Annotated in this window: 13 protein-coding genes, 1 tRNA gene and 1 other RNA gene; 9 read left to right on the top strand and 6 right to left on the bottom strand. The window is 67.2% G+C overall.

The annotated features are described in order from the left end of the window. Positions 1 to 9: 9 nt before the first annotated feature. The 4 genes from QEP15_RS19020 to adhP all read right to left on the bottom strand — a co-directional run bounded on the left by QEP15_RS19020 (position 10) and on the right by adhP (position 4,329). Positions 10 to 993: a Bug family tripartite tricarboxylate transporter substrate binding protein gene (locus QEP15_RS19020; protein WP_175155088.1), complete on the bottom strand. Its 984-nt coding sequence runs from the start codon at positions 991 to 993 to the stop codon at positions 10 to 12. Positions 994 to 1,082: 89 nt separating this feature from the next. Continuing rightward, entirely contained in the window at positions 1,083 to 1,988 is a 906-nt protein-coding gene (locus QEP15_RS19015; RefSeq protein ID WP_180098117.1) for a dihydrodipicolinate synthase family protein, read from the bottom strand. Positions 1,989 to 2,126: 138 nt separating this feature from the next. Further along, a complete protein-coding gene (locus QEP15_RS19010) occupies positions 2,127 to 3,191 on the bottom strand; it encodes a LacI family DNA-binding transcriptional regulator (RefSeq protein ID WP_180098118.1) in 1,065 nt (354 codons plus the stop codon). 112 nt (positions 3,192 to 3,303) lie between these two features. Continuing rightward, a complete protein-coding gene (gene adhP / locus QEP15_RS19005; protein WP_063953185.1) occupies positions 3,304 to 4,329 on the bottom strand; it encodes an alcohol dehydrogenase AdhP in 1,026 nt (341 codons plus the stop codon). Between the two features lie 197 nt (positions 4,330 to 4,526). On the opposite strand from adhP, the gene QEP15_RS19000 reads away from it, so the two are divergent. Next, positions 4,527 to 4,913 carry a ribbon-helix-helix domain-containing protein gene (locus tag QEP15_RS19000; protein WP_128827346.1) on the top strand — a complete coding sequence of 129 codons (387 nt, stop codon included), beginning with the start codon at positions 4,527 to 4,529 and terminating at the stop codon, positions 4,911 to 4,913. Between the two features lie 78 nt (positions 4,914 to 4,991). On the opposite strand, the gene pbpG is transcribed toward QEP15_RS19000, so the two are convergent. Next, positions 4,992 to 6,185, bottom strand: a complete 1,194-nt coding sequence (gene pbpG, locus QEP15_RS18995) for a D-alanyl-D-alanine endopeptidase (RefSeq protein ID WP_280147862.1) — start codon at positions 6,183 to 6,185, stop codon at positions 4,992 to 4,994. 309 nt (positions 6,186 to 6,494) lie between these two features. Further along, positions 6,495 to 6,569 (bottom strand) — tRNA-Arg (locus QEP15_RS18990). Positions 6,570 to 6,918: 349 nt separating this feature from the next. On the opposite strand from QEP15_RS18990, the gene QEP15_RS18985 reads away from it, so the two are divergent. The 8 genes from QEP15_RS18985 (at position 6,919) to recR (ending at position 18,710) form a co-directional block, all read left to right on the top strand. Next, positions 6,919 to 8,124: an MFS transporter gene (locus QEP15_RS18985; RefSeq protein WP_056326784.1), complete on the top strand. Its 1,206-nt coding sequence runs from the start codon at positions 6,919 to 6,921 to the stop codon at positions 8,122 to 8,124. A gap of 23 nt (positions 8,125 to 8,147) precedes the next feature. Beyond that, positions 8,148 to 8,306, top strand: a complete 159-nt coding sequence (locus QEP15_RS18980; protein WP_175155085.1) for a hypothetical protein — start codon at positions 8,148 to 8,150, stop codon at positions 8,304 to 8,306. Between the two features lie 129 nt (positions 8,307 to 8,435). Continuing rightward, a complete protein-coding gene (locus QEP15_RS18975) occupies positions 8,436 to 11,099 on the top strand; it encodes a PD-(D/E)XK nuclease family protein (RefSeq protein ID WP_175155084.1) in 2,664 nt (887 codons plus the stop codon). Between the two features lie 2 nt (positions 11,100 to 11,101). Continuing rightward, positions 11,102 to 14,557 (top strand): UvrD-helicase domain-containing protein, encoded by a 3,456-nt coding sequence (locus tag QEP15_RS18970; RefSeq protein WP_175155083.1) that lies wholly within the window; start codon positions 11,102 to 11,104, stop codon positions 14,555 to 14,557. Positions 14,558 to 14,939: 382 nt separating this feature from the next. After that, positions 14,940 to 15,037, top strand: an RNA gene (gene ffs, locus QEP15_RS18965) — signal recognition particle sRNA small type. Between the two features lie 151 nt (positions 15,038 to 15,188). Further along, a complete protein-coding gene (gene dnaX / locus QEP15_RS18960) occupies positions 15,189 to 17,711 on the top strand; it encodes a DNA polymerase III subunit gamma/tau (protein ID WP_280147861.1) in 2,523 nt (840 codons plus the stop codon). A gap of 42 nt (positions 17,712 to 17,753) precedes the next feature. Continuing rightward, positions 17,754 to 18,080, top strand: a complete 327-nt coding sequence (locus QEP15_RS18955) for a YbaB/EbfC family nucleoid-associated protein (RefSeq protein ID WP_056326789.1) — start codon at positions 17,754 to 17,756, stop codon at positions 18,078 to 18,080. 21 nt (positions 18,081 to 18,101) lie between these two features. Next, the gene (gene recR / locus QEP15_RS18950) at positions 18,102 to 18,710 is read left to right on the top strand and encodes a recombination mediator RecR (protein WP_056326792.1); all 609 of its coding nucleotides are present in this window, start codon (positions 18,102 to 18,104) and stop codon (positions 18,708 to 18,710) included. The last annotated feature ends 24 nt before the right edge of the window (positions 18,711 to 18,734 follow it).

Genomic DNA, 18,734 nt, shown 5'->3' with positions numbered 1-18,734 from the left:
TGTAGGGTGTCAGTTGGCGGAAGCGCCGGCGGCTTTCACCACGGCTTTCCATTTTTCGATTTCGGTGCCGATGAAGGCGTTGAATTCCGCGGGCCCCTTGACCGTGGGCACGGCGCCCAGTTCCACGACGCGCTTTTGCATCTCGGGGTCGGCCATGGCCTTCTCGATGGCTTGATCGATCTTGTTCACGATGGGCGCCGGTGTTCCGGCCGGGGCCAGTACGCCAAACCATGAGCCCGCCTCGAAATCGGGCACACCCGCCTCGGCCATGGTGGGCACGTCGGGCAGGTTGGTGCTGCGTTCGGCGCTGGTCACCGCCAGCGCGCGCAGCGTGCCGTTCTTGATGAAGGGCAGGGAGGTCGGCAGGTTGTCGAACATCAGATGCACCTGGCCGCCAACGAGGTCCGTCACCGCGGCGGCGCTGCCCTTGTACGGCACATGCACCATGTCCACGCCGGTGCGCGACTTGAACATTTCTCCCGACAGATGAATCGAGCTGCCCGCGCCGCTGGAGGCAAAGCTCAGCTTGCCCGGGTTCTTCTTGCCGTACGCGATCAGTTCCTGCACCGACTTGACCGGCAGGCTGGCCGTCACCGCCAGCACGTTCGGCACGGAAGCCACCAGGGTGATCGGCGCAAAATCCGCCGGCTTGAACCGGATGTCCTTGTAGATGCTGTAGTTGATGGCCTGCGTGCCCACCGTGCCCATCAACAGCGTGTAGCCGTCGGCATCGGCGCGCGCCACGAAGTCCGCGGCAATGTTGCCCGCCGCGCCCGGCCGGTTTTCCACCACCACGGGCTGGCCCACCGCCTTCTCGATGTGCGGGGCAATCAGCCGGGCCACGACGTCGGTGTTGCCGCCCGCCGAAAACGGAATGACCATGCGGATGGGTTTGGTCGGCCAGTTTTCAGCCGCGCCCGCGCCCGCCGATGCCGCCATCGCGACCAGACCCGCACATGCATATGCAATGCCCTGCTTGGTGCTCTTGAACATGTTGTCTCCTTGCTTATGGTTTTTTGATGTTCGGTACTGCGGTGGATAACCGAATCGCCGCGCGGGGCGCGGCGATTCGGGAATGACGGTTATTGCGCGTCTGCCAGGCTGCGCTTGAGGCGATCGAGCAGCAGATCGATCTCGGCATGGTCGGTGGCGTCCAGCTTGGGACCCGGCCGGCGCATGCCCGCATGCTTGATGGCGCCTCGGCGCTTCATGATCTCCTTGCGCACGGCCACGCCCCACTGGCTCTGGTTCTCGTAGCTGAGCAAAGGCAGGTAACGGTCGAACACCGCATGGGCCTCGTCGACACGGCCCGCCGTGTAGAGCGTGTAGACCTGGCTCAGCATCTCGGGATGCGAGAACCCGGCCATCGGCCCGTCGATGCCGCGGCCCATCTCCAGCGGCAGGAACATCGCGTTGTTGCCGGTCAGGATGGCGACCCGGCGGCCGGGCAGGGCGCGCAGCTTGGTGATCTTGGTGATGCTGGGCAGGTCCTCTTCCTTGACCGCCTGGATCTGCGGATGCCGCTCGATTAATTGGCCCATCACCGGCACCGACATCCAGGTGCCCGTGGAAAACGGAAAATCCTGCAGGACCGTCGGCACGTTGCCAATCCGGTCAAAGACGGCCTCGAAGTACCCCAGCACTTCCTGCTCTGTCCGCAGACCGCCCGGCGGCGCGATCATCACGCCCGCTGCCCCCGCGTCCATTACCTGGCTGGTCAGTTCGGCCATCTGGGCCACGCTGCTGTTGCTGACGCCCACCACCACCGGCTTGCCCTTGGCGCGCGTGATGTAGCGGGAGGCCACTGCCAGCGATTCCTCGGGCGTGAGCTTGTTGGCTTCGCCAGCCACGCCCAGCACGGTCAAGCCGTTGGCGCCATGCGAAAAATAGAAGTCGCTCAGCGTATCGACGCTGTCCAGGTCAATCGCGCCGTTTTCCTGAAACGGCGTCTGCGCAACGATGTACACGCCGCGGGCTTGGTCAAGCATGTTGTCTCCTGATCTTGGTCTGGGTATGCGCCAAATATTAGCGCTAATATTTTATTAGCGCTAATATTTGGCGTAAGGACATACCCCAAGGTCAAGCGATTTCAAACCGCTTCTGATTGCGCGGGAGAACGGGCGGCCTCAGGCGCTCTGGCGCCGCATCAAGGTAAAGCCCACATCGACCCGCATTCCCTCGTTGGCCAGTCCGTCCAGCCGGTCGATGATGGCGCGCGCGGCCTGTCCGCCGATCAGCGAGCCGTCGATGCGCACGGTCGTCAAGGGCGGGGTGGTGGCGGCGGCGTAGGCCTGGTCGCCAAATCCCACGACGGCCAGGTCGCCCGGCACCTGTCTGCCCAGTGCGGCGGCTTCGAGCAGGACCCCCATCGCAATCATGTCGGTGCTGCACACGACGGCGTCGGCATCGGGCACGCGTGCCAAGAGTTCCGCCAGGCCGCTGCGGCCGGCGCCCATCGTGGCTGGCGCGGGAATCAGCACGTGCGGTGTATCCGAATCCGGGGCGATCAAGCGCAATTCGCGCGCCGCCGCCGTGAAACCTTGCAAGCGGCGTCCGGCGCGCGGATCGTCGCCGATGACGGCGACAGGCCGGCGCCGTCCCGTCTCGGCCAAGAACTGCGCCACGCAGCCGCCCGCCGCCTCGTGCGAAAAACCGATCAGCATGTCCACCGGGTCGTCCGTCCAATCCCAGGCTTCCACGACGGGAATACGGGCGGCGCGCAATTGGGTGCGCCCCGTCGGGGTGAGCACGGTGCGCATCATGACCACGCCGTCGGGCCGCCGGCCCAGGATCGCTTGCAGGGCCGCGACTTCCTGCTCGGGGTCGTATCCGCTTTCGGTCAGCATCATCTGATAGCCATGCCGGGACAAATGCAGGCTGAGCGTCTGCAGCGCTTCCAGAAACACGGGGCTGCCCAGCGTTGGCACCGTCACCGCCACCAGACGGCTGCGGCCGCTTGCCAGGCCGCCCGCCACCAGATCCTGGACATAACCCGTCTGGGCGATGGCCTCGTGGATCAGTTTGACGGTGCGCTCGGGCACGTTCTCGGGGGCGTTCAACACCCGCGATACCGTGTGCATCGACATCCCCGCCACGCGCGCGACGTCGGCAATGGTCACCCGGCCCGACCCGCGCCGTGGCGCGCGGGGGGTGGCAGGCTTGCGGCGACGCTCAGTCGGTTGCGTGGGCATGCGGCTTCTCTGGGAATCGGGACAGGCCGGAATTGTACCGAGCCGCCACCCTGCAAAACGCCACGGGGTGCGGCAAATGCCGCACCCCGTGGCGAGTATGGGCGCAAAGCGATCAGGCGAAGTCGAGCACGATGCGGCCTTCGATCTGGCCCTTCTTCATGCGGTCGAACACGCTGTTGATGTTGTCCAGGCTTTCGGTGGCGACGGTGGCGTGGACCTTGCCTTCTTCGGCAAACTGCAGCGATTCCTGCAGATCCAGCCGGGAGCCCACGATGGAACCGCGCACCGTCACGCCATTGAGCACCATGTCGAAGATCGACAGCGGGAAGTCTCCTGGCGGCAGGCCGTTCAGCGAAATCGTGCCGCCCCGGCGCACCATCCCCAGCGCCTGTTCGAAGGCCTTGGGCGATACCGCCGTGATCAGCGCGCCATGCGCGCCGCCGATTTCCCGCTTCAGGTAGGCGGCCGGATCGGTGTTCATCGCGTTGACGGTGACTTCCGCGCCCAACCGGCGCGCGAAGTCCAGCTTGGCGTCATCGATGTCCACGGCCGCCACGTTCAGGCCCATCGCCTTGGCGTACTGGACCGCCATGTGACCCAGGCCGCCAATGCCCGAAATGACCACCCAGTTGCCCGGCCGGGTGTCCGTCATCTTCAGGCCCTTATAAACCGTGACGCCGGCGCACAGCACCGGCGCCACGTCGACAAAGCCGACGTTCTTGGGCAGCAGGCCCACGTAGTCGGCTGCCGCCAGCGCGTATTCGGCAAAGCCGCCGTTGACGGAGTAACCCGTGTTCTGCTGCTGCTCGCAAAGGGTTTCCCAGCCGCCCAGGCAGTGTTCGCAATGTCCGCAGGCGGAATACAGCCAGGGGATCCCGACCCGGTCGCCTTCCTTGACGTGGGTGACGCCGGCGCCCACGGCCACGACGTGGCCAACGCCCTCGTGGCCGGGAATGAAAGGGGGATTGGGTTTGACGGGCCAGTCGCCTTCCACGGCGTGCAGGTCCGTGTGGCAGACGCCGCAGGCTTCGATCTTCACCAGGAGCTCGCCCGGGCCCGGGCGCGGCACGGCGACTTCCTCGATCACCAGGGGTTTGCCAAATGCGCGTGCAACTGCGGCCTTCATGGTTTTTTCCATCGCTACCTCCGAAGTCTGATCAGTTTCACTATGCTCGAACGCTTGCGCGCTCAAATCCATGATGTACATCAATCGGCGCGGGAAGGTCGAGATCGTTACAGGTTCGGGGCCGTATTGCCCCTGGAGAGGGAGTCGTCGTACAGTCGATCGCAGGCGCGCCGGTCCCGGCAGCGTGTCGCCGATGCCCAGGAGCTCCCATGTGTGAAATCTTCATCCGCGCCACCGAGCATTCGTATGCGTGCGAAACCCGGTCCTTGCGCCTGCACGGCGTGGCGACCAGCCTGCGGCTCGAGCACCTGTTCTGGCAGGTCCTCGAAGAAATCGCCGGCCGTGACGGCCTGCGGGTCACCCAACTGATCGAACGCCTGTACGACGAACTGGTCGAGTACCGCGGCGAGGCCGCCAACTTCACCTCGTTCCTGCGCGTGTGCTGCCTGCGGTATCAGCTGTTGCAGGCCGAGGGCCGGATCCCGCGCGATGCCAGCGTGCCGATCCGTTCGCTCAACGCGCAAGCCGTCCTGGAAGGGCTGCCGCCTTCGCTCTGCGACGCCCAGCCCGTCCCCGCGAAGCGCCGCGCGGCGTGACCCGCTTTGCCGCACCATGCAAAAGGGCCCGATTAGATCGGGCCCTTCGTTTTGCCGTGTGAAGCGGTCAGGCTGGCATCAGCCGCCCGAGGCAATCGACGCCATGGCCACTTCGCTTTGCACGATGCGGCGGATGCGCACGGCATCGCCGATGCGCGAAAGCTTGCCCTGCGAATCCAGCAGCACGATGGCCAGATCGCGGCCGTTGATGCGCGCCAGCATCACCAGGCATTCGCCCGCTTCATTGATGTAACCCGTCTTGGACACCTTGATGTCCCAGTCAGGCTTGCGCACCAGCAGGTTGGTGTTGCGGAAGGTCTGCGTGCGGTTGTTGATCTCGACCTCGTACTCGGTATCGGTGGAGTAGCGATGGATCAGCGGGCGCTGCGACGCGGCGCGCAAGAGGCGGGCCAGGTCATGCGGCGACGACACGTTGTTGCTGGACAGGCCCGTCGGCTCGATGAACCGCGTGCTGGTCATGCCCAGCGACTGCGCCTTGGCGTTCATGGCGGCCACGAAGGCGCGCAGCCCGCCCGGATAGTGGCGGCCCAGCGCGTTGGCGGCGCGGTTCTCGGAAGACATCAGCGCCAGATGCAGCATGTCGCCGCGCGACAGCTTGGTGCCCACCCGCAGCCGCGACGTCGTGTGCTTGAGCTCGTCGACGTCCTCGTCGGTGATCTCCAGCATTTCGTCCATCGGCAGGTTGGCGTCCACCACGACGACGGCCGTCATCAGCTTCGAGATGGAAGCGATGGGGCGCACGACGTTTTCATTCTTGGCGAAGATGACCGTGGAAGTTTCAAGGTCTTGCACGTAAGCGGTGCTGGACCGCAGCGCGGCGGCTTCAGCGCGCGCCGAGGCGGCGGGTGGCGGCATGGCTGCGCTGGCTGCACCGGCGGCGGCTACGCGCCGGCCGCGTGCGGCCTTGTCCGTCTTGCTGCCCTTGCCGGCAGCGCCCGATTTCTTGGGCGGCGTGCCTTTCGCGGCCACCTGCTTGCCGCTCTTGGGCGGCGCCTTCTTGGCCGACGAGGATTTGGGCGGCGCCTTCTTGGCGGACGGCGCCGCCTGCTTGGCGGCGGCGCTCTTGCCGGAGCCCGCCTTGGGCGCCGGCGCTTTTTTGGCTTGTTGCGCCTTGCAGGCCGCCGACTTGGCGTTGGTCTTGCAAGGGTCGGAATTTTTGGCTGCTTGCGCCGCTGGGGGCAGGAGCGCGCACACCGCCAGCGCGGCAGGCGCTATGGCGTTCGCAATTGCACGTTTCCAGGAAAAGGCCATGGTTGGGCAGGCTTGTGGTCTGTGAGCAAATATTTCTTAAGCCGGCGTTTCGTCGGATCAGAAAAAGTCCAGATGAATTATGGGCTTACGCGTCGAATTTAAACAGCAATTTCAAGTAGTGCGCAAGGCGATTTGCAGGTTTTTCAGAAAAAAACACCGTGACGGATTGTGGCCGCATCAATTAGTCACAAGTCGGAAGCCGCAAAGCTAACCGCGCGGCGCGCAAGAGCGTAGCCCGGATTAACCCTCATCTGGCTGAACAGGTGGACTTTTTTGAGAAGAATCTGCGCGCGCAGCCGAGGCCGAAGCTGGCCTCGCCGGGTGGAATCGAACCACCAATTGACCCTTAGGAGGGGCCGGTTATATCCATTTAACTACGGCGAGCGAGGAGGGGGGCGCAAGGCAGTGCCGTCGCCATCGACGGAAAAGGGCCGCCAGAACTGGGGGCACTTCGCACTAAGGCCTTGAAATTGCTGCGGAACTTGCGAGCCGAAGTTTAGCACTGCAGACGCGGGCTTCGAAGCAGGACGCAAGTCTATCAGCAGGCGCGGCAACGCCCAAATCACCGCGCCGGGCGCTCGCCCGGGATGGCCTCTCGGGGGAAGCTTGTTGCGGCAACGCGGGTATTCACGGACCCGCATGCCGACTTGTATATGATGTTCGCGTCCCACCGCTGCGTGGGGCCGCCCCGAGGAGGGGGCGCAAACCCAAAAAACAACCAGACACGGGTTTCATGTCTAGCCAAACCGATACGATTTCCGCACGCACCATTGTCTTGGGCACCCTGGTCGTGCTGCTTGCCATGGGGGTGCGCGCCACCTTCGGCCTGTTCATGCAGCCGATGGGCCTGACGCACGGCTGGAGCCGTGAAGTATTTTCGATGGCGTTTGCCCTGCAGAACCTCGTGTGGGGCGTCGCCTGTATCTTCATGGGCATGCTGGCCGACCGTTACGGCTCTGGCCGCACCATTGCGCTGGGCGCCGTGCTGTACATGCTGGGCCTGATCGGCACGCGCTTTGCCACCGACGAGGCCACGCTTTACCTGACCGCCGGCGTGCTGGTCGGACTGGGACAGGCGGGCACCACGTTCCCCGTCATCCTACCCGTCGTCGCGCGCGCCGTGCCGCCCGCCTACCGCAGCACGGCGATGGGCATCGCCAGCGCGGGCGGGTCGCTCGGCCAGTTTGCCGTGGTGCCGACCGGGCAGCTGCTCATCAGCGGGCTGGACTGGACGGGCGCGCTCTGGGTGCTGTCGCTGTTCGTGGCTTGCGGCGCGCCTTTGGCGTATTTCCTGCGCGGCCGCCCCCAAGCGCACGCAGGTCCGCATCAGTCGCTGGGCACCGCCATCAAGCAGGCCGTGCGCCATCCGTCGTTCCACTTCCTGTTCTGGAGCTACTTCGTCTGCGGCTTTCACACCGCGTTCATCACGCTGCACTTGCCGGCCTATGTGACCGACGGCGGGCTGACGGCCGGGCAGGGCGCCACCGCGATCGCGCTCATCGGCCTGTTCAACGTCCTGGGTTCGTTCTACGCCGGCAAGCTGGGCGGCAAATACAGCAAGAAGCGGCTGCTGGCGGTGGTGTACTTCATGCGCGCGTTCGGCATCCTGTTGCTGCTGTCGGTGCCGCTGACGCCGTGGGTGCTCTATGCCTTCGCGGCTTGGATGGGATTGTTCTGGCTGGGTACGGTGCCGTTGACGCAAGGGCTCATTGGCCAGATCTACGGCTTGCGTTATGCGGCCACGCTCTCGGGCATCGTGTTTCTCGGCCATCAGTTGGGCAGTTTCATTGGCGTGTGGCTGGGCGGATACGCGTATGCCAAGACCGGCAGCTACGATCTGGTCTGGTGGCTGGGCGTGGCGCTGGCCGTCATCGCGGCGCTGCTCTGCCTGCCCGTGCGCGAGCAGCCGGTCGCGCCGGCGCAGCCCGCCACGGCCTGACCGCGACCTGCCGGAGCCCCGCAATGACCCTCGGACCGCATTCCCAAACCCGTCGCCGCAAAGGCTGGCGAGCGGTGGGCGTGCTGGCGCTGGCCGCGGTGCTGGGGCTGGCGTTCTGGGGATACACCACGCCCGAGATGCAGATTCACTGGGAAAACCTGGCCGCACTCTGCGGGTTTTGACAGGGCTCGGCTTACCGCAACCGGCGCGTCGCGGCGGCCGCCTCGCGGTATCCTACGGCGGAGATTTTCTCCGCCTTTTTCATTGCTCTTCGTCGCGCGGCGGCCCGCCGCGCGCGCCCTTGGATGACCATGCAGGACGCAGCGCCTTCCTACTCCGATCTCTCGTTGCCGGACATCGCCAGTCTGCCCGCGGCAGACACACTCGTGCTCACGGTGAACAACCGCCTGTCGCGCCGCCTCACGCTAGAGCTCGCCGGATTGCTGCGCCAGGAACGCCAGGTCAGCGAGCTGCCGCGCATCCTGCCGCTGTCCGCGTGGCTCGCTGAGTCCGCCAACGAACTCGCATTCGAATCCGACGAAGACGTGCCCGCCTACCGGCTGGACAGTTTTGCCACGCAGCTCGTCTGGACCGAAGCCATCCGCCTCGAAGAAGCCGAGCGCGTCCTGCTGGATGCCAGTCAGGCGGCGCGGCTTTCCATGGATGCGGACCTGCTCATGGACGAATGGGCGCTGCAGGTGCCGTCCGGCGCGGACACCGACGAATACCGCGGCTTTGCGCGCTGGCGCGAGCGCTATCGCCACACGCTGGCCGGCATCGATGCCGAAGACGCCAACCAGGGTTACGCGCGCGTCGTGCGCGCCCTCGAAGCCGGACGCCTTGCCACGCCGCGGCAACTGGTGCTTGCCGGGTTTACCGACATCTCGCCCCGCTTTCAGCGCCTGCTGCACGCATTCGAGGCCCAGGGCACGTGCGTGGCGCAATGGCGCGATACCCAGCGTGTGGCGGTAGTGGCGCAGCGCTTCGAGGCCGCGGATCAGGGCGCCGAATGGCGCGCCGCCGCCGACTGGGCGGCCAGCCGTTTGAAGGCCGATCCCGCCGGGCGTTATGCCATCGTGTCGCCGCAACTGGAAGCCGAGTCCCCCTTCGCGCGCCGCGTCCTCAGCCAGGCGCTGGCCGGGCGCGACGGCGCGCCAGCGTTTGCGTTCAACGTTGCCGTGGGCCGGCCGCTCGACGAATGGCCCATGGCCCGCGCCGCGCTGGCCTGGCTGCGGGCGCTGGCCGAATGCGCGCAGGGCAAGGGCTGCGGCGTGGGCGTCCTGGGCGCCGCGTTGCTTGCAGGCCATTGCGCCGGCGACGTGCGCGACCGCGCGCGGCTTGCCGCCATCGACGCGCGCTGGCGGCGCCAGGGGCAATTACATGTCGCCCCGCAAGCATGGCGCAAGTTGCTTGCCGATCTGCCGGCGTTGGCGCAGGCCTGGAACCACGCCACCGAAATCTGGACGCAAGGCGGCCGCCAGGCCACGTGCGACGTCTGGATGCTGCGCATGAAGGCCGCCTTGACGGCACTGGGCTTTCCCGGCGATGCCCCGCTCGACAGCGTGGGTTATCAGGTCATGGGCGCGCTGGGCGATGCGCTCGGCAGCTTTTCGGCGCTGGCGCCGGCCGCGGGCCGCCTTGGTGGCGTGGCCGCCGTGAACCTGCTGGAAAGCGTGGCGCGGTCCTCCTCGTTCCAGCCGCAGCGCGATCCGCTCGCGCGGCTGGACGTCCTTGGGTTGCTGGAAGCCGAAGGCGGTTACTGGGATGGCGTCTGGCTGCTGGGCCTGACAGACGACGTGTTGCCCGCTTCGCCCAAACCGAACCCGCTGCTGCCGCTTGCCGTGCTGCGCCAGGCCCGGGCGCCGCGCGCCACGCCCGAGCGCGAACGCGAATGGGCCGAAGGCATGTTTGCCGCGCTGTGCCGCTGCGCGCCCGACATCATCGTCAGCCACGCCCACATGGACGGCGAGCGCGAGCTGCGTCCTTCGCCACTGATCGCGGCGCTCTCCCTTACCGAGTGGACTCCTGCGCGCACCGAGGCGCAGGCCGTCTTGCCGCAGGAATCGCTCGACGATTCGCAGGGGCCTCCATTGGCGGCCGGCAATCGCGGCGGGGGCGGGCTGGATGTGCTGGACACGCAGGCGCGCAATCCGCTTTGGGCGTTCGTGCGCCATCGCCTCGGCGGCCGGGAGCTCGCGCCCTATGCCGACGCCGCCACCGTCAACGTGCGTGGCCAGTTCCTGCACAAGGCGCTTGAAGTGGTGTGGGGCATGATGCCCGACCAGGACGCGCTGCACGAGCAGCTTTCGGCTGGCCGTCTGCCGGCGTTACTGGAGCAGGCCGTGGCGCAGGCCGCCGACGAAGAACTCAAGGAATACGCGCCAGCCTTGCGCGCGCTGGAATGCCAGCGCGCCCAGGCCGTGCTGGCCTCATGGCTCGACCTCGAAGCGCAGCGCCTGCCGTTCGCGGTGGCGCAGGTCGAAAAAAATCATCAGTGGCAGCGTGGTGCGCTGAACCTGAAGCTGCGGTTGGACCGCATCGATCGCCTTCCCGACGGCCGTAACGTCATCGTCGACTACAAAACCGGCGTGGCGGCGGCCAAGCCCGAGCCCGACTGGTCCCGCAGCCGTCCCGTGAACGTTCAGTTGCCGTTCTATGCATCGGTGCTGGCCGACGCGGCCGGCGGCGAAGCCGCGGGTCTGGTGCTGGCGCAGATCCACGCGCGGCAGGTCGCCGCGCAAGGATTGGCCGACGAAGACCTGGGCATGCCCGGCGTCACGCTTGCCAGCGAAAGCAAATACTTCGACGGCCTGTCCTGGCCCGAGATCCGCCAACGCTGGCGTGTGGCGATCGAATCCCTGGCCGACGAATACGTGGCGGGGTACGCGGCCAACGTCGCCTACCGGCGCGACGATCTGAAATACTGCGATGCCTTGCCGTTCCTGCGCTTGCATCTTGACGACGAGGACGCATGAACATGGCCGAACCCGATCGCCTTCCGCATGACCACGCCGCTCGCGCGGCGGCGCTTGACCCCGCGCGGTCCTTCCTCGTCCAGGCGCCCGCAGGCTCAGGCAAGACCGAACTCCTCACCGACCGCATCCTGGCCTTGCTGGCCACGGTGAACCGGCCCGAAGAAATCGTCGCCATCACCTTCACGCGCAAGGCCGCGTCCGAGATGCACGCCCGCGTGCTGAGCAAGCTGCGGCGCGGCCTGGATGCGCCCCCCGAGGCCGCGCACGAACGCCGCAGCTGGGACCTCGCCCGCGCGGCGCTGGCGCGCAATGCCGAACAGGGCTGGCATCTGCTCGAGCATCCCGCGCGTCTCGCCATCCGCACCATCGACTCGTTCTGCGCGGGGCTGGTGCGCAGCATGCCGTGGCTGTCGGAGCTGGGCGGCATGCCGGACATCACGGACGATGCGCGCTCGCACTACGAGGCCGCCGCGCGCGCCACGCTGGATCTCGCGGACGACTACGAGGCCGTGCGCATTTTGCTGCGCCACCTGGACGTCGACGTCCAGGCCGCCAAGGACGCCATCGCCGACATGCTGGGCCAGCGCGATCAATGGCTGCCGCTGCTGCGCCACGGCTCCGACCGCGAGGCCATGGAGGCCATGTTGGCCGAGGCCATCGGCGAAGACCTCGATGCCTTGTGCGCCGCCATGCCCTACGGCTGGTCCGAATCGCTTTGCGGCCCGGCGCGCCTGGCCGCCGCGCACCTGCAGGATGGCGAAGACGACAACAAGCTGGCTGCGTTGCTGGACTGGACCGAAGCACTGCAACCCGACGCCGAACTGCTGGATGCCTGGCGCGCCGTCGCGCACCTGCTGCTGACCAGCACCGGCTCCCTGCGCAAGACCGTCAACAAGAACCTGGGGTTCCCGGCCAAGTGCGCGCACAAGGAACCCTTCGTCGCCTGGCTGGAAGGCGCCGACGCGCAAGCCGCCTGGGTGCGCCGCTTGCACGCCGTGCGCGATATTCCGGCGCCGCATTTCACCGATGCCCAATGGGAAGTGCTGGGCGCGCAGCTCATGACGCTTGCCCTGGCCGTGGCGCAGTTGCGGCTGCGCTTTGCCGAAAAAGGCGAGGTCGACTTCATCGAGATCGCCCAGCGGGCCGCGGCCGCGCTGGGTAGTGCCGACGACCCGGGCGAACTGCTGCTCAAACTTGACGCCTCGATCCGGCATCTGCTCATCGACGAATTCCAGGACACCAGCCAGACGCAGCTCGACTTGCTGCGCACCCTCACGGCAGGCTGGCAGTCCGGCGATGGCCGCAGCCTGTTCCTCGTGGGCGATCCCATGCAGTCGATCTACCGCTTCCGCAAGGCAGAGGTCGGCCTGTTTCTCGAAGTCGCCGACATCGGCGTGGGCGAGGTCAAGCCCGACTTCCTGAACCTCACGGACAATTTCCGTTCGCAGGCCGGCATTGTCGACTGGGTGAACCAGTCGTTCGTCGACCTGCTGCCCCGGCGTAGCGACGCCGCCGCCGGCGCCATCGCGTACAGCCCGTCCACGGCCTTCCACCCGGCGCTGCCCGACCCCGCAGTGCGCTTTCATCCGGCGTGGTCGCGCGAGGGCGCGCCACCCGCCGAAGAACAGGCCGAAGACATTGCCGTGGGACTGGTGCGCCAGGCGCTGATCGATCACAAGGGCGCCAAGCACCCCGTCGCGATTCTCGTGCGCGCCCGCAGTCACCTGGGCAACCTCACGCGCCGGCTCGCACAGGAAGGCATACGCTCGCGCGCCGTCGACCTGGTGCCGCTGGCGCTGCGGCCGGTGGTGGCCGACCTGGTGCAACTCGTGCGCGCCGTGTCGCATCCGGCCGACCGCCTCGCTTGGCTGTCCGTGCTGCGCGCGCCCTACTGCGGCTTGACGCTCACCTCGTTGCAGCGGCTCTTTGGCGACGACCACATCACGCCGGTGCCCGTGCTGCTGGAACGCGCCTTGCGCATCGCCCCGCAGCCCATTGCAACGGCAGCGCCCGAGGCATCCGGCCCGCAAGGCTCGCTCTTTGACGCACCCGCCCCAGAACCGCAAGCCCCCTCGGCGCAAGCAATACTCAGCCCCGACGAATTCGCGCGCCTGCGCCAAGTCGCGTCGGTCCTCCTGGACAAACGCAACGCATCGGGCGCCATCCCGTTCGCCGCGTGGGTGGAATCGCTGTGGCGCCGCCTGGGCGGCCCCGGCTTGTACGCCGGCCTGTCGGTCGCCAACGACGCCGAAAGCCTGTTCCAACTGGTCGAACGCCTTGCCCCGCACGGCAACATCGACGTGGCCGCCTTGGACGCCGGCATCTCCCGACTCTTCGCCGCGCCCGACGCCGCGGATGAAGACGAAGGCGCGGTCGAGATCATGACCATGCACAAGTCCAAGGGCCTGCAGTTCGAAACCGTGATCCTGTACGCCCTGCACCGCGCGCCGCGCGGCGATCAGGCTCCCCTGGTGCGCTTCGAACAAAGCGGCGGCCGCGTCCTCTTCGGCCCGGTCAAGCCTCGCGCCGAAACAGAAGCAGACCCGGTCTCGCGCTACCTGGGCGCCCGCGAAGCCCGCCGCGCCTCCTACGAAATAGACCGTCTCCTCTACGTCGCCGCCACCCGCGCCCGCAAACGTCTGCATCTGGTCGGACACGTATCGATCGACGAAGCCTCTGGCCAAATCAAGACCCCGCCCGCAGCCAGCCTGCTGGGCCGCCTGTGGCCGTGCCTGACCCCGCCCATTCCACCTTCGCTGAATGGCGAAACGGTGCAAGAAGAAACCGACGCCCCCGAATGGCAAGGCGAACCCCTGCGACGCATCGACAACGCTGGCCTCGCGCAACTGCAACGCCAATCCAGCATCACCATGAGCGCCGGCTTCGCCACGGCCACCCGAGGCGCCTGGGGCGAAGCCGCCGAACATCCCGCCTGGCAACTCGAAGCCGGCTACGACGCCGCCATCGGCACCTTGGCCCACGCCTGGCTGGCCCGCATCGGCCAGGACGGCATACAAGCCTGGCCCCCCGAGGCCCTCACGCCCCGCCTGCCCGCCATGCGCCGCCAACTCACCCGAGCCGGCATCCCCGCCAGCCAGGCAGACGCCGCCGCCGAGGCCGTCCTGGAAACGCTGCAAGCCACCCTGGCAGACGAACGCGGCCTCTGGCTCCTATCCCAATCCGGCGCCCGCCGCGAATGGCCCCTCATCGACGCGGCCGGAAAAGTCTCGGTCATCGACCTGGCGCTCAGCACCGAAGACGGCTGGCTGATCGTCGACTACAAAACCGGCCGCCCCCACCCCGGAGAATCCCCCGCCGCCTTCGCAATCCGCATGCGCCAACGCCACGGCGAACAATTGCAGCGCTACTGCACGCAAGTCACCGCCCTGGACGGCCGCAGCGCCCGAGCCGCGTTGTACTTCCCACGCGCAAAGGCGTGGATAGATCTGCTGGAGTAACGCGCAACAGGGCAAGCACAACGGCGAGCGAAGTAACGCGCCAAGCAAAAAGGAACTGCGGCAGTCGAGGCAACCACGCGAAGCGAGTAAAAGGGGCAAGCGAAGCAACGCCTCCGTCAAAAGCAGCCCCGCATAGAAAGCAAGACAAAGCGAAGCGAGCCAAAAGGGCAAGCGAAGCAACGCCCCCGCGCCAAGAAAGTGCCCCATGCAAAGCAGCCAAGCAAGGCAAAGCGAAGCGAGCCGAAGGGGCAAGCGAAGCAAAGCCCCCACCCCCTCCCCCTCGGGGGGAGGGCCGGGGAGGGGGCCCACATATTGCCCCTCGGGGCCCGCCAGCCGAGATTCGAGCGAGCGCGCGAAGCGCAGCTCTGCTAGAATCTCGGCTGGCGGGCCCCTTCGCATGGTTCGACGGTGAACCTGGTCAGGTCGGGAACGAAGCAGCCATAGTCGTTTAGGGTCAGTGCCGGAGTAAGGCTCGCCAACCGGATTCTTCAAGGCAGTAGCGTTTGCTACATCGCTTTCACAGGGGACGGGGTTATTTTCCAAGGATTCGTTCCACGGGAATAAGCCCGTCCCCTTTGCATTCCAGCCCGCTCGATCAACGGGTTCAACAATCAGGCTCTACAATCCAACCATGACTTATCTGGTATTGGCCCGCAAGTGGCGGCCGCGATCGTTCGATACCCTGGTGGGACAGGATCACGTGGTGCGCGCGCTCACCCATGCGCTCGACACGCAACGCCTGCATCACGCCTGGCTGTTCACCGGAACCCGGGGCGTTGGCAAGACCACGCTCTCGCGCATCCTGGCCAAATCGCTCAACTGCGAAACCGGCATCACCTCCAAGCCTTGTGGCGTCTGCCGCGCCTGCACCGAGATCGATGCCGGCCGCTTCGTCGACTACCTTGAGCTGGACGCCGCGTCCAACCGCGGTGTCGAGGAAATGACGCAGCTCCTGGAGCAGGCGGTCTATGCGCCCGGCGCGGGACGCTTCAAGGTCTACATGATCGACGAAGTCCACATGCTGACCGGGCACGCGTTCAACGCCATGCTCAAGACGCTGGAAGAGCCGCCCCCGCACGTCAAGTTCATCCTGGCCACCACCGATCCGCAGAAGATTCCGGTGACGGTTTTGTCGCGCTGCCTGCAATTCAATCTGAAGCAGATGCCGGCCGACTCCATCGTCGGCCATTTGCAGGCCGTGCTTGGCCAGGAAGACGTGGGCTTTGAGATCCCGGCCCTGCGGCTGATCGGGCAGGCCGCGTCGGGTTCGATGCGCGACGCCTTGTCGCTCACCGACCAGGCCATTGCCTACAGCGCGGGCAACCTGACCGAGGACGCCGTGCGCGGCATGCTCGGCACCATCGACCAGCGCCATCTCGTCCGCCTGCTCGACGCCTTGTCCTCGGGCGACGCCAAGGGCGTGCTGGCCGTGGCCGATGAACTCGCGATCCGCGGGCTGTCGTATGCCGGCGCGCTGGCCGACTTGGCCGTGCTGCTGTCGCGCGTCGCGATCGAGCAGCGTGTCACCGGCGTCACCGCCGCCGAAGATCCGCTGGCCGCCGACATCGCCCGTCTGGCGCAGGCGCTCCATCCGGACGCCGTGCAACTCTTCTATTCCGTCGCGGTGCACAGCCGCGGCGAATTGACGCTGGCGCCTGACGAATACGCAGGCTTCATCATGGCGTGCCTGCGCATGCTGGCGCTCAATGGCGATGCTGGCCCGCAGACGGCGCTGGAAGCGCCCGCCGCACCCGCCCGCCAGACGGCAGCGCCCGCCGCATCTGCGGCCATCGCCGCGCCCACGGGCGCCGAGGCCGGCGCTTCTCACCCAGCTGCTGCGTCAACGGCCGCTTCGTCGACGGCGGCTGTGTCGACTCCGGCGGTATCGACCGCCGCGGTGTCGACCGCCGCTGTGCCGGCATCCGCGCAGGCGGCAGACGCTCCTTCGGCAGACTCTCCTTCGGCAGCGGCTCAGCCTGCAGCCGCCGGGCAACCCATTGCCGCTAGACCCGACGCCGGCCCGTCCGGCCCCACGGCAGCTTCCGCGCCGGCTTACAATGCGGCAGCGGACGATGCTCCGGCTGGAAACGCGTCGGCCACTGCCAATGGGGCAGCCACTGACGCTGCCTTCACCTCAGTACCCAACGGCGCCGCCGCGCCGACAGCCGATCCGGTGACGACCGGCGCGAGCACAGCCCACACGGCAATGCCCGGCGCCCCGGCCGCCAACGCCAGCGCACCATTCGATGGCGCAGCCGCCGCCACGCCGGCAAACGGCTCCGCGTCCTCGCCCGACGCCGCCCATACCGCCTCGGCATCCTCGGCAAACGATGCGGCAGCCCCCGCGCAACCGGCCCCGCCGGCCGCAGCGGCGCCGGCGCAATCGTCCGCCGCGTCCGCCCCGCAATCCGCGGATCCCAACAGTGTCCCGCCTTGGGAAGACCTCCCCGCCGACGCCGCTTCGCCGAACCCGGCCTCCGCCAAAGCGCAAAATTCCGCCGCCCTGGCCGTGACGCCCGCTGCGGCGGCGATCGCCCCGGCCGTGGACGATGCCGACGGTCCTCCGGCGTGGGTCGATGAAGAAATTCCTTTCGAAGCCGAAGGCGGGTTCATGCCTGACAGCGGCTTCACGTCCGACCCCGACGACGATTTTGAAACGCTGGCCACGGCGCCGTCGCCCGCACCCGCACCGACCGCCGCCCGCCGCGATGGCCCCGCGCCCGCACGCAAGCGCCAATCGCGCGCGCCGCGCCTGGCAGACATGGACGCGGCGTCCTGGCCCGAACTGGCCGCACGGCTGCCGGTGACCGGCCTGGCCTCGGAACTGGCGCGCCAGAGCGAATGGGCCGGTGTGCAGGGCGATGCCATCATCCTGCGCGTGGCCGTCAAGACCCTGGCCGAAAGCGAAAGCCGCGTGCGGCTGCAGACCGTCCTGTGCGAACATTTCGGGCAGGGCATCCGGCTGGACGTGCGGGTCGGCGTCACCGGCGATGCCACGGCGTATGCCGTGGCGCAGGCCGAGAGCGCGGCGCGCCAGCTGGCGGCCGAAAACGCCGTGGCCGACGATCCCTTTGTGCAAGCGCTGTTGGCGGATTTCGGAGGCCATGTCGTGCCTGGCTCGATCCGCCACGTTGATTCATCGGCCGCCGCCTGACGGCGGCCAACCTCATTCCCCTCGTTCAAGGAAGCTCCCATCATGATGAAAGGACAACTCGCCGGCCTGATGCGCCAAGCGCAGCAGATGCAGGAAAACATGAAGAAGGCGCAGGACGCGCTGGCCGACATCCAGGTCGAAGGCGCCTCGGGCGGCGGCCTGGTGAAGGTCACGATGACCTGCCGTCACGACGTCAAGCGCGTCGAGATCGATCCGTCGCTGCTGGCCGACGACAAGGACATGCTGGAAGACCTGGTCGCCGCCGCGTTCAACGACGCGCTGCGCAAGGCCGAAGCCACCTCCCAGGAGAAGATGGCGTCGGTGACCGCCGGCATGCCGCTGCCCCCGGGCATGAAGCTGCCGTTCTGATAGCCGCTGCCATAGGCTGCAATGGATCCCTTACTGCCTGAACCCGAGCCGCTGGTCTCGCTGATTGAAGCGCTGCGTCGCCTGCCCGGCGTGGGCGTGCGATCGGCCAGACGCATGGCCTACCACCTGTTGCAGCATGATCCGCAAGGCGCGGATATGCTGGGGCGGGCGCTTGCCGGCGCGGTGCGGGATCTGAAGCACTGCGCGCGCTGCAATAGCTTTTCCGAAGACGAGGTCTGCGCGACCTGCTCCAACGCCAAGCGTGATCCCTCGCTGCTGTGCATCGTGGAAACGCCGGCCGACCAGAACATGATCGAGTCCAGTCACGGCTATCGCGGCCTGTACTACGTGCTCATGGGCCGCGTCGCGCCGCTGGAAGGCATCGGCCCGCGCGAGCTGGATTTCGACCGCGTGATCAAACGCGCCACCGACGGCGTGGTGCAGGAGGTCATCCTGGCCACCAACTTCACGGCCGAAGGCGAGACCACCGCGCACTTCCTGGGCGAGGCGCTTGGCGAGCGCGGCCTGCGGGTCACGCGCCTGGCGCGTGGTGTGCCGGCCGGCAGCGAGCTCGAATACGTCGACGCCGGCACCATCGCCTGGGCCCTGATGGAGCGCAAGACCACCTGACGCTCGCGGTACCAGAACGCCCGC

The sequence above is a fragment of the Achromobacter mucicolens genome (assembly GCF_029866465.1).
GTDB classification, from domain to species: domain Bacteria; phylum Pseudomonadota; class Gammaproteobacteria; order Burkholderiales; family Burkholderiaceae_B; genus Achromobacter; species Achromobacter mucicolens.
The sequence above is the reverse complement of the archived record's forward strand: the minus strand, read 5'-3'. Positions and strand labels throughout refer to the sequence as shown.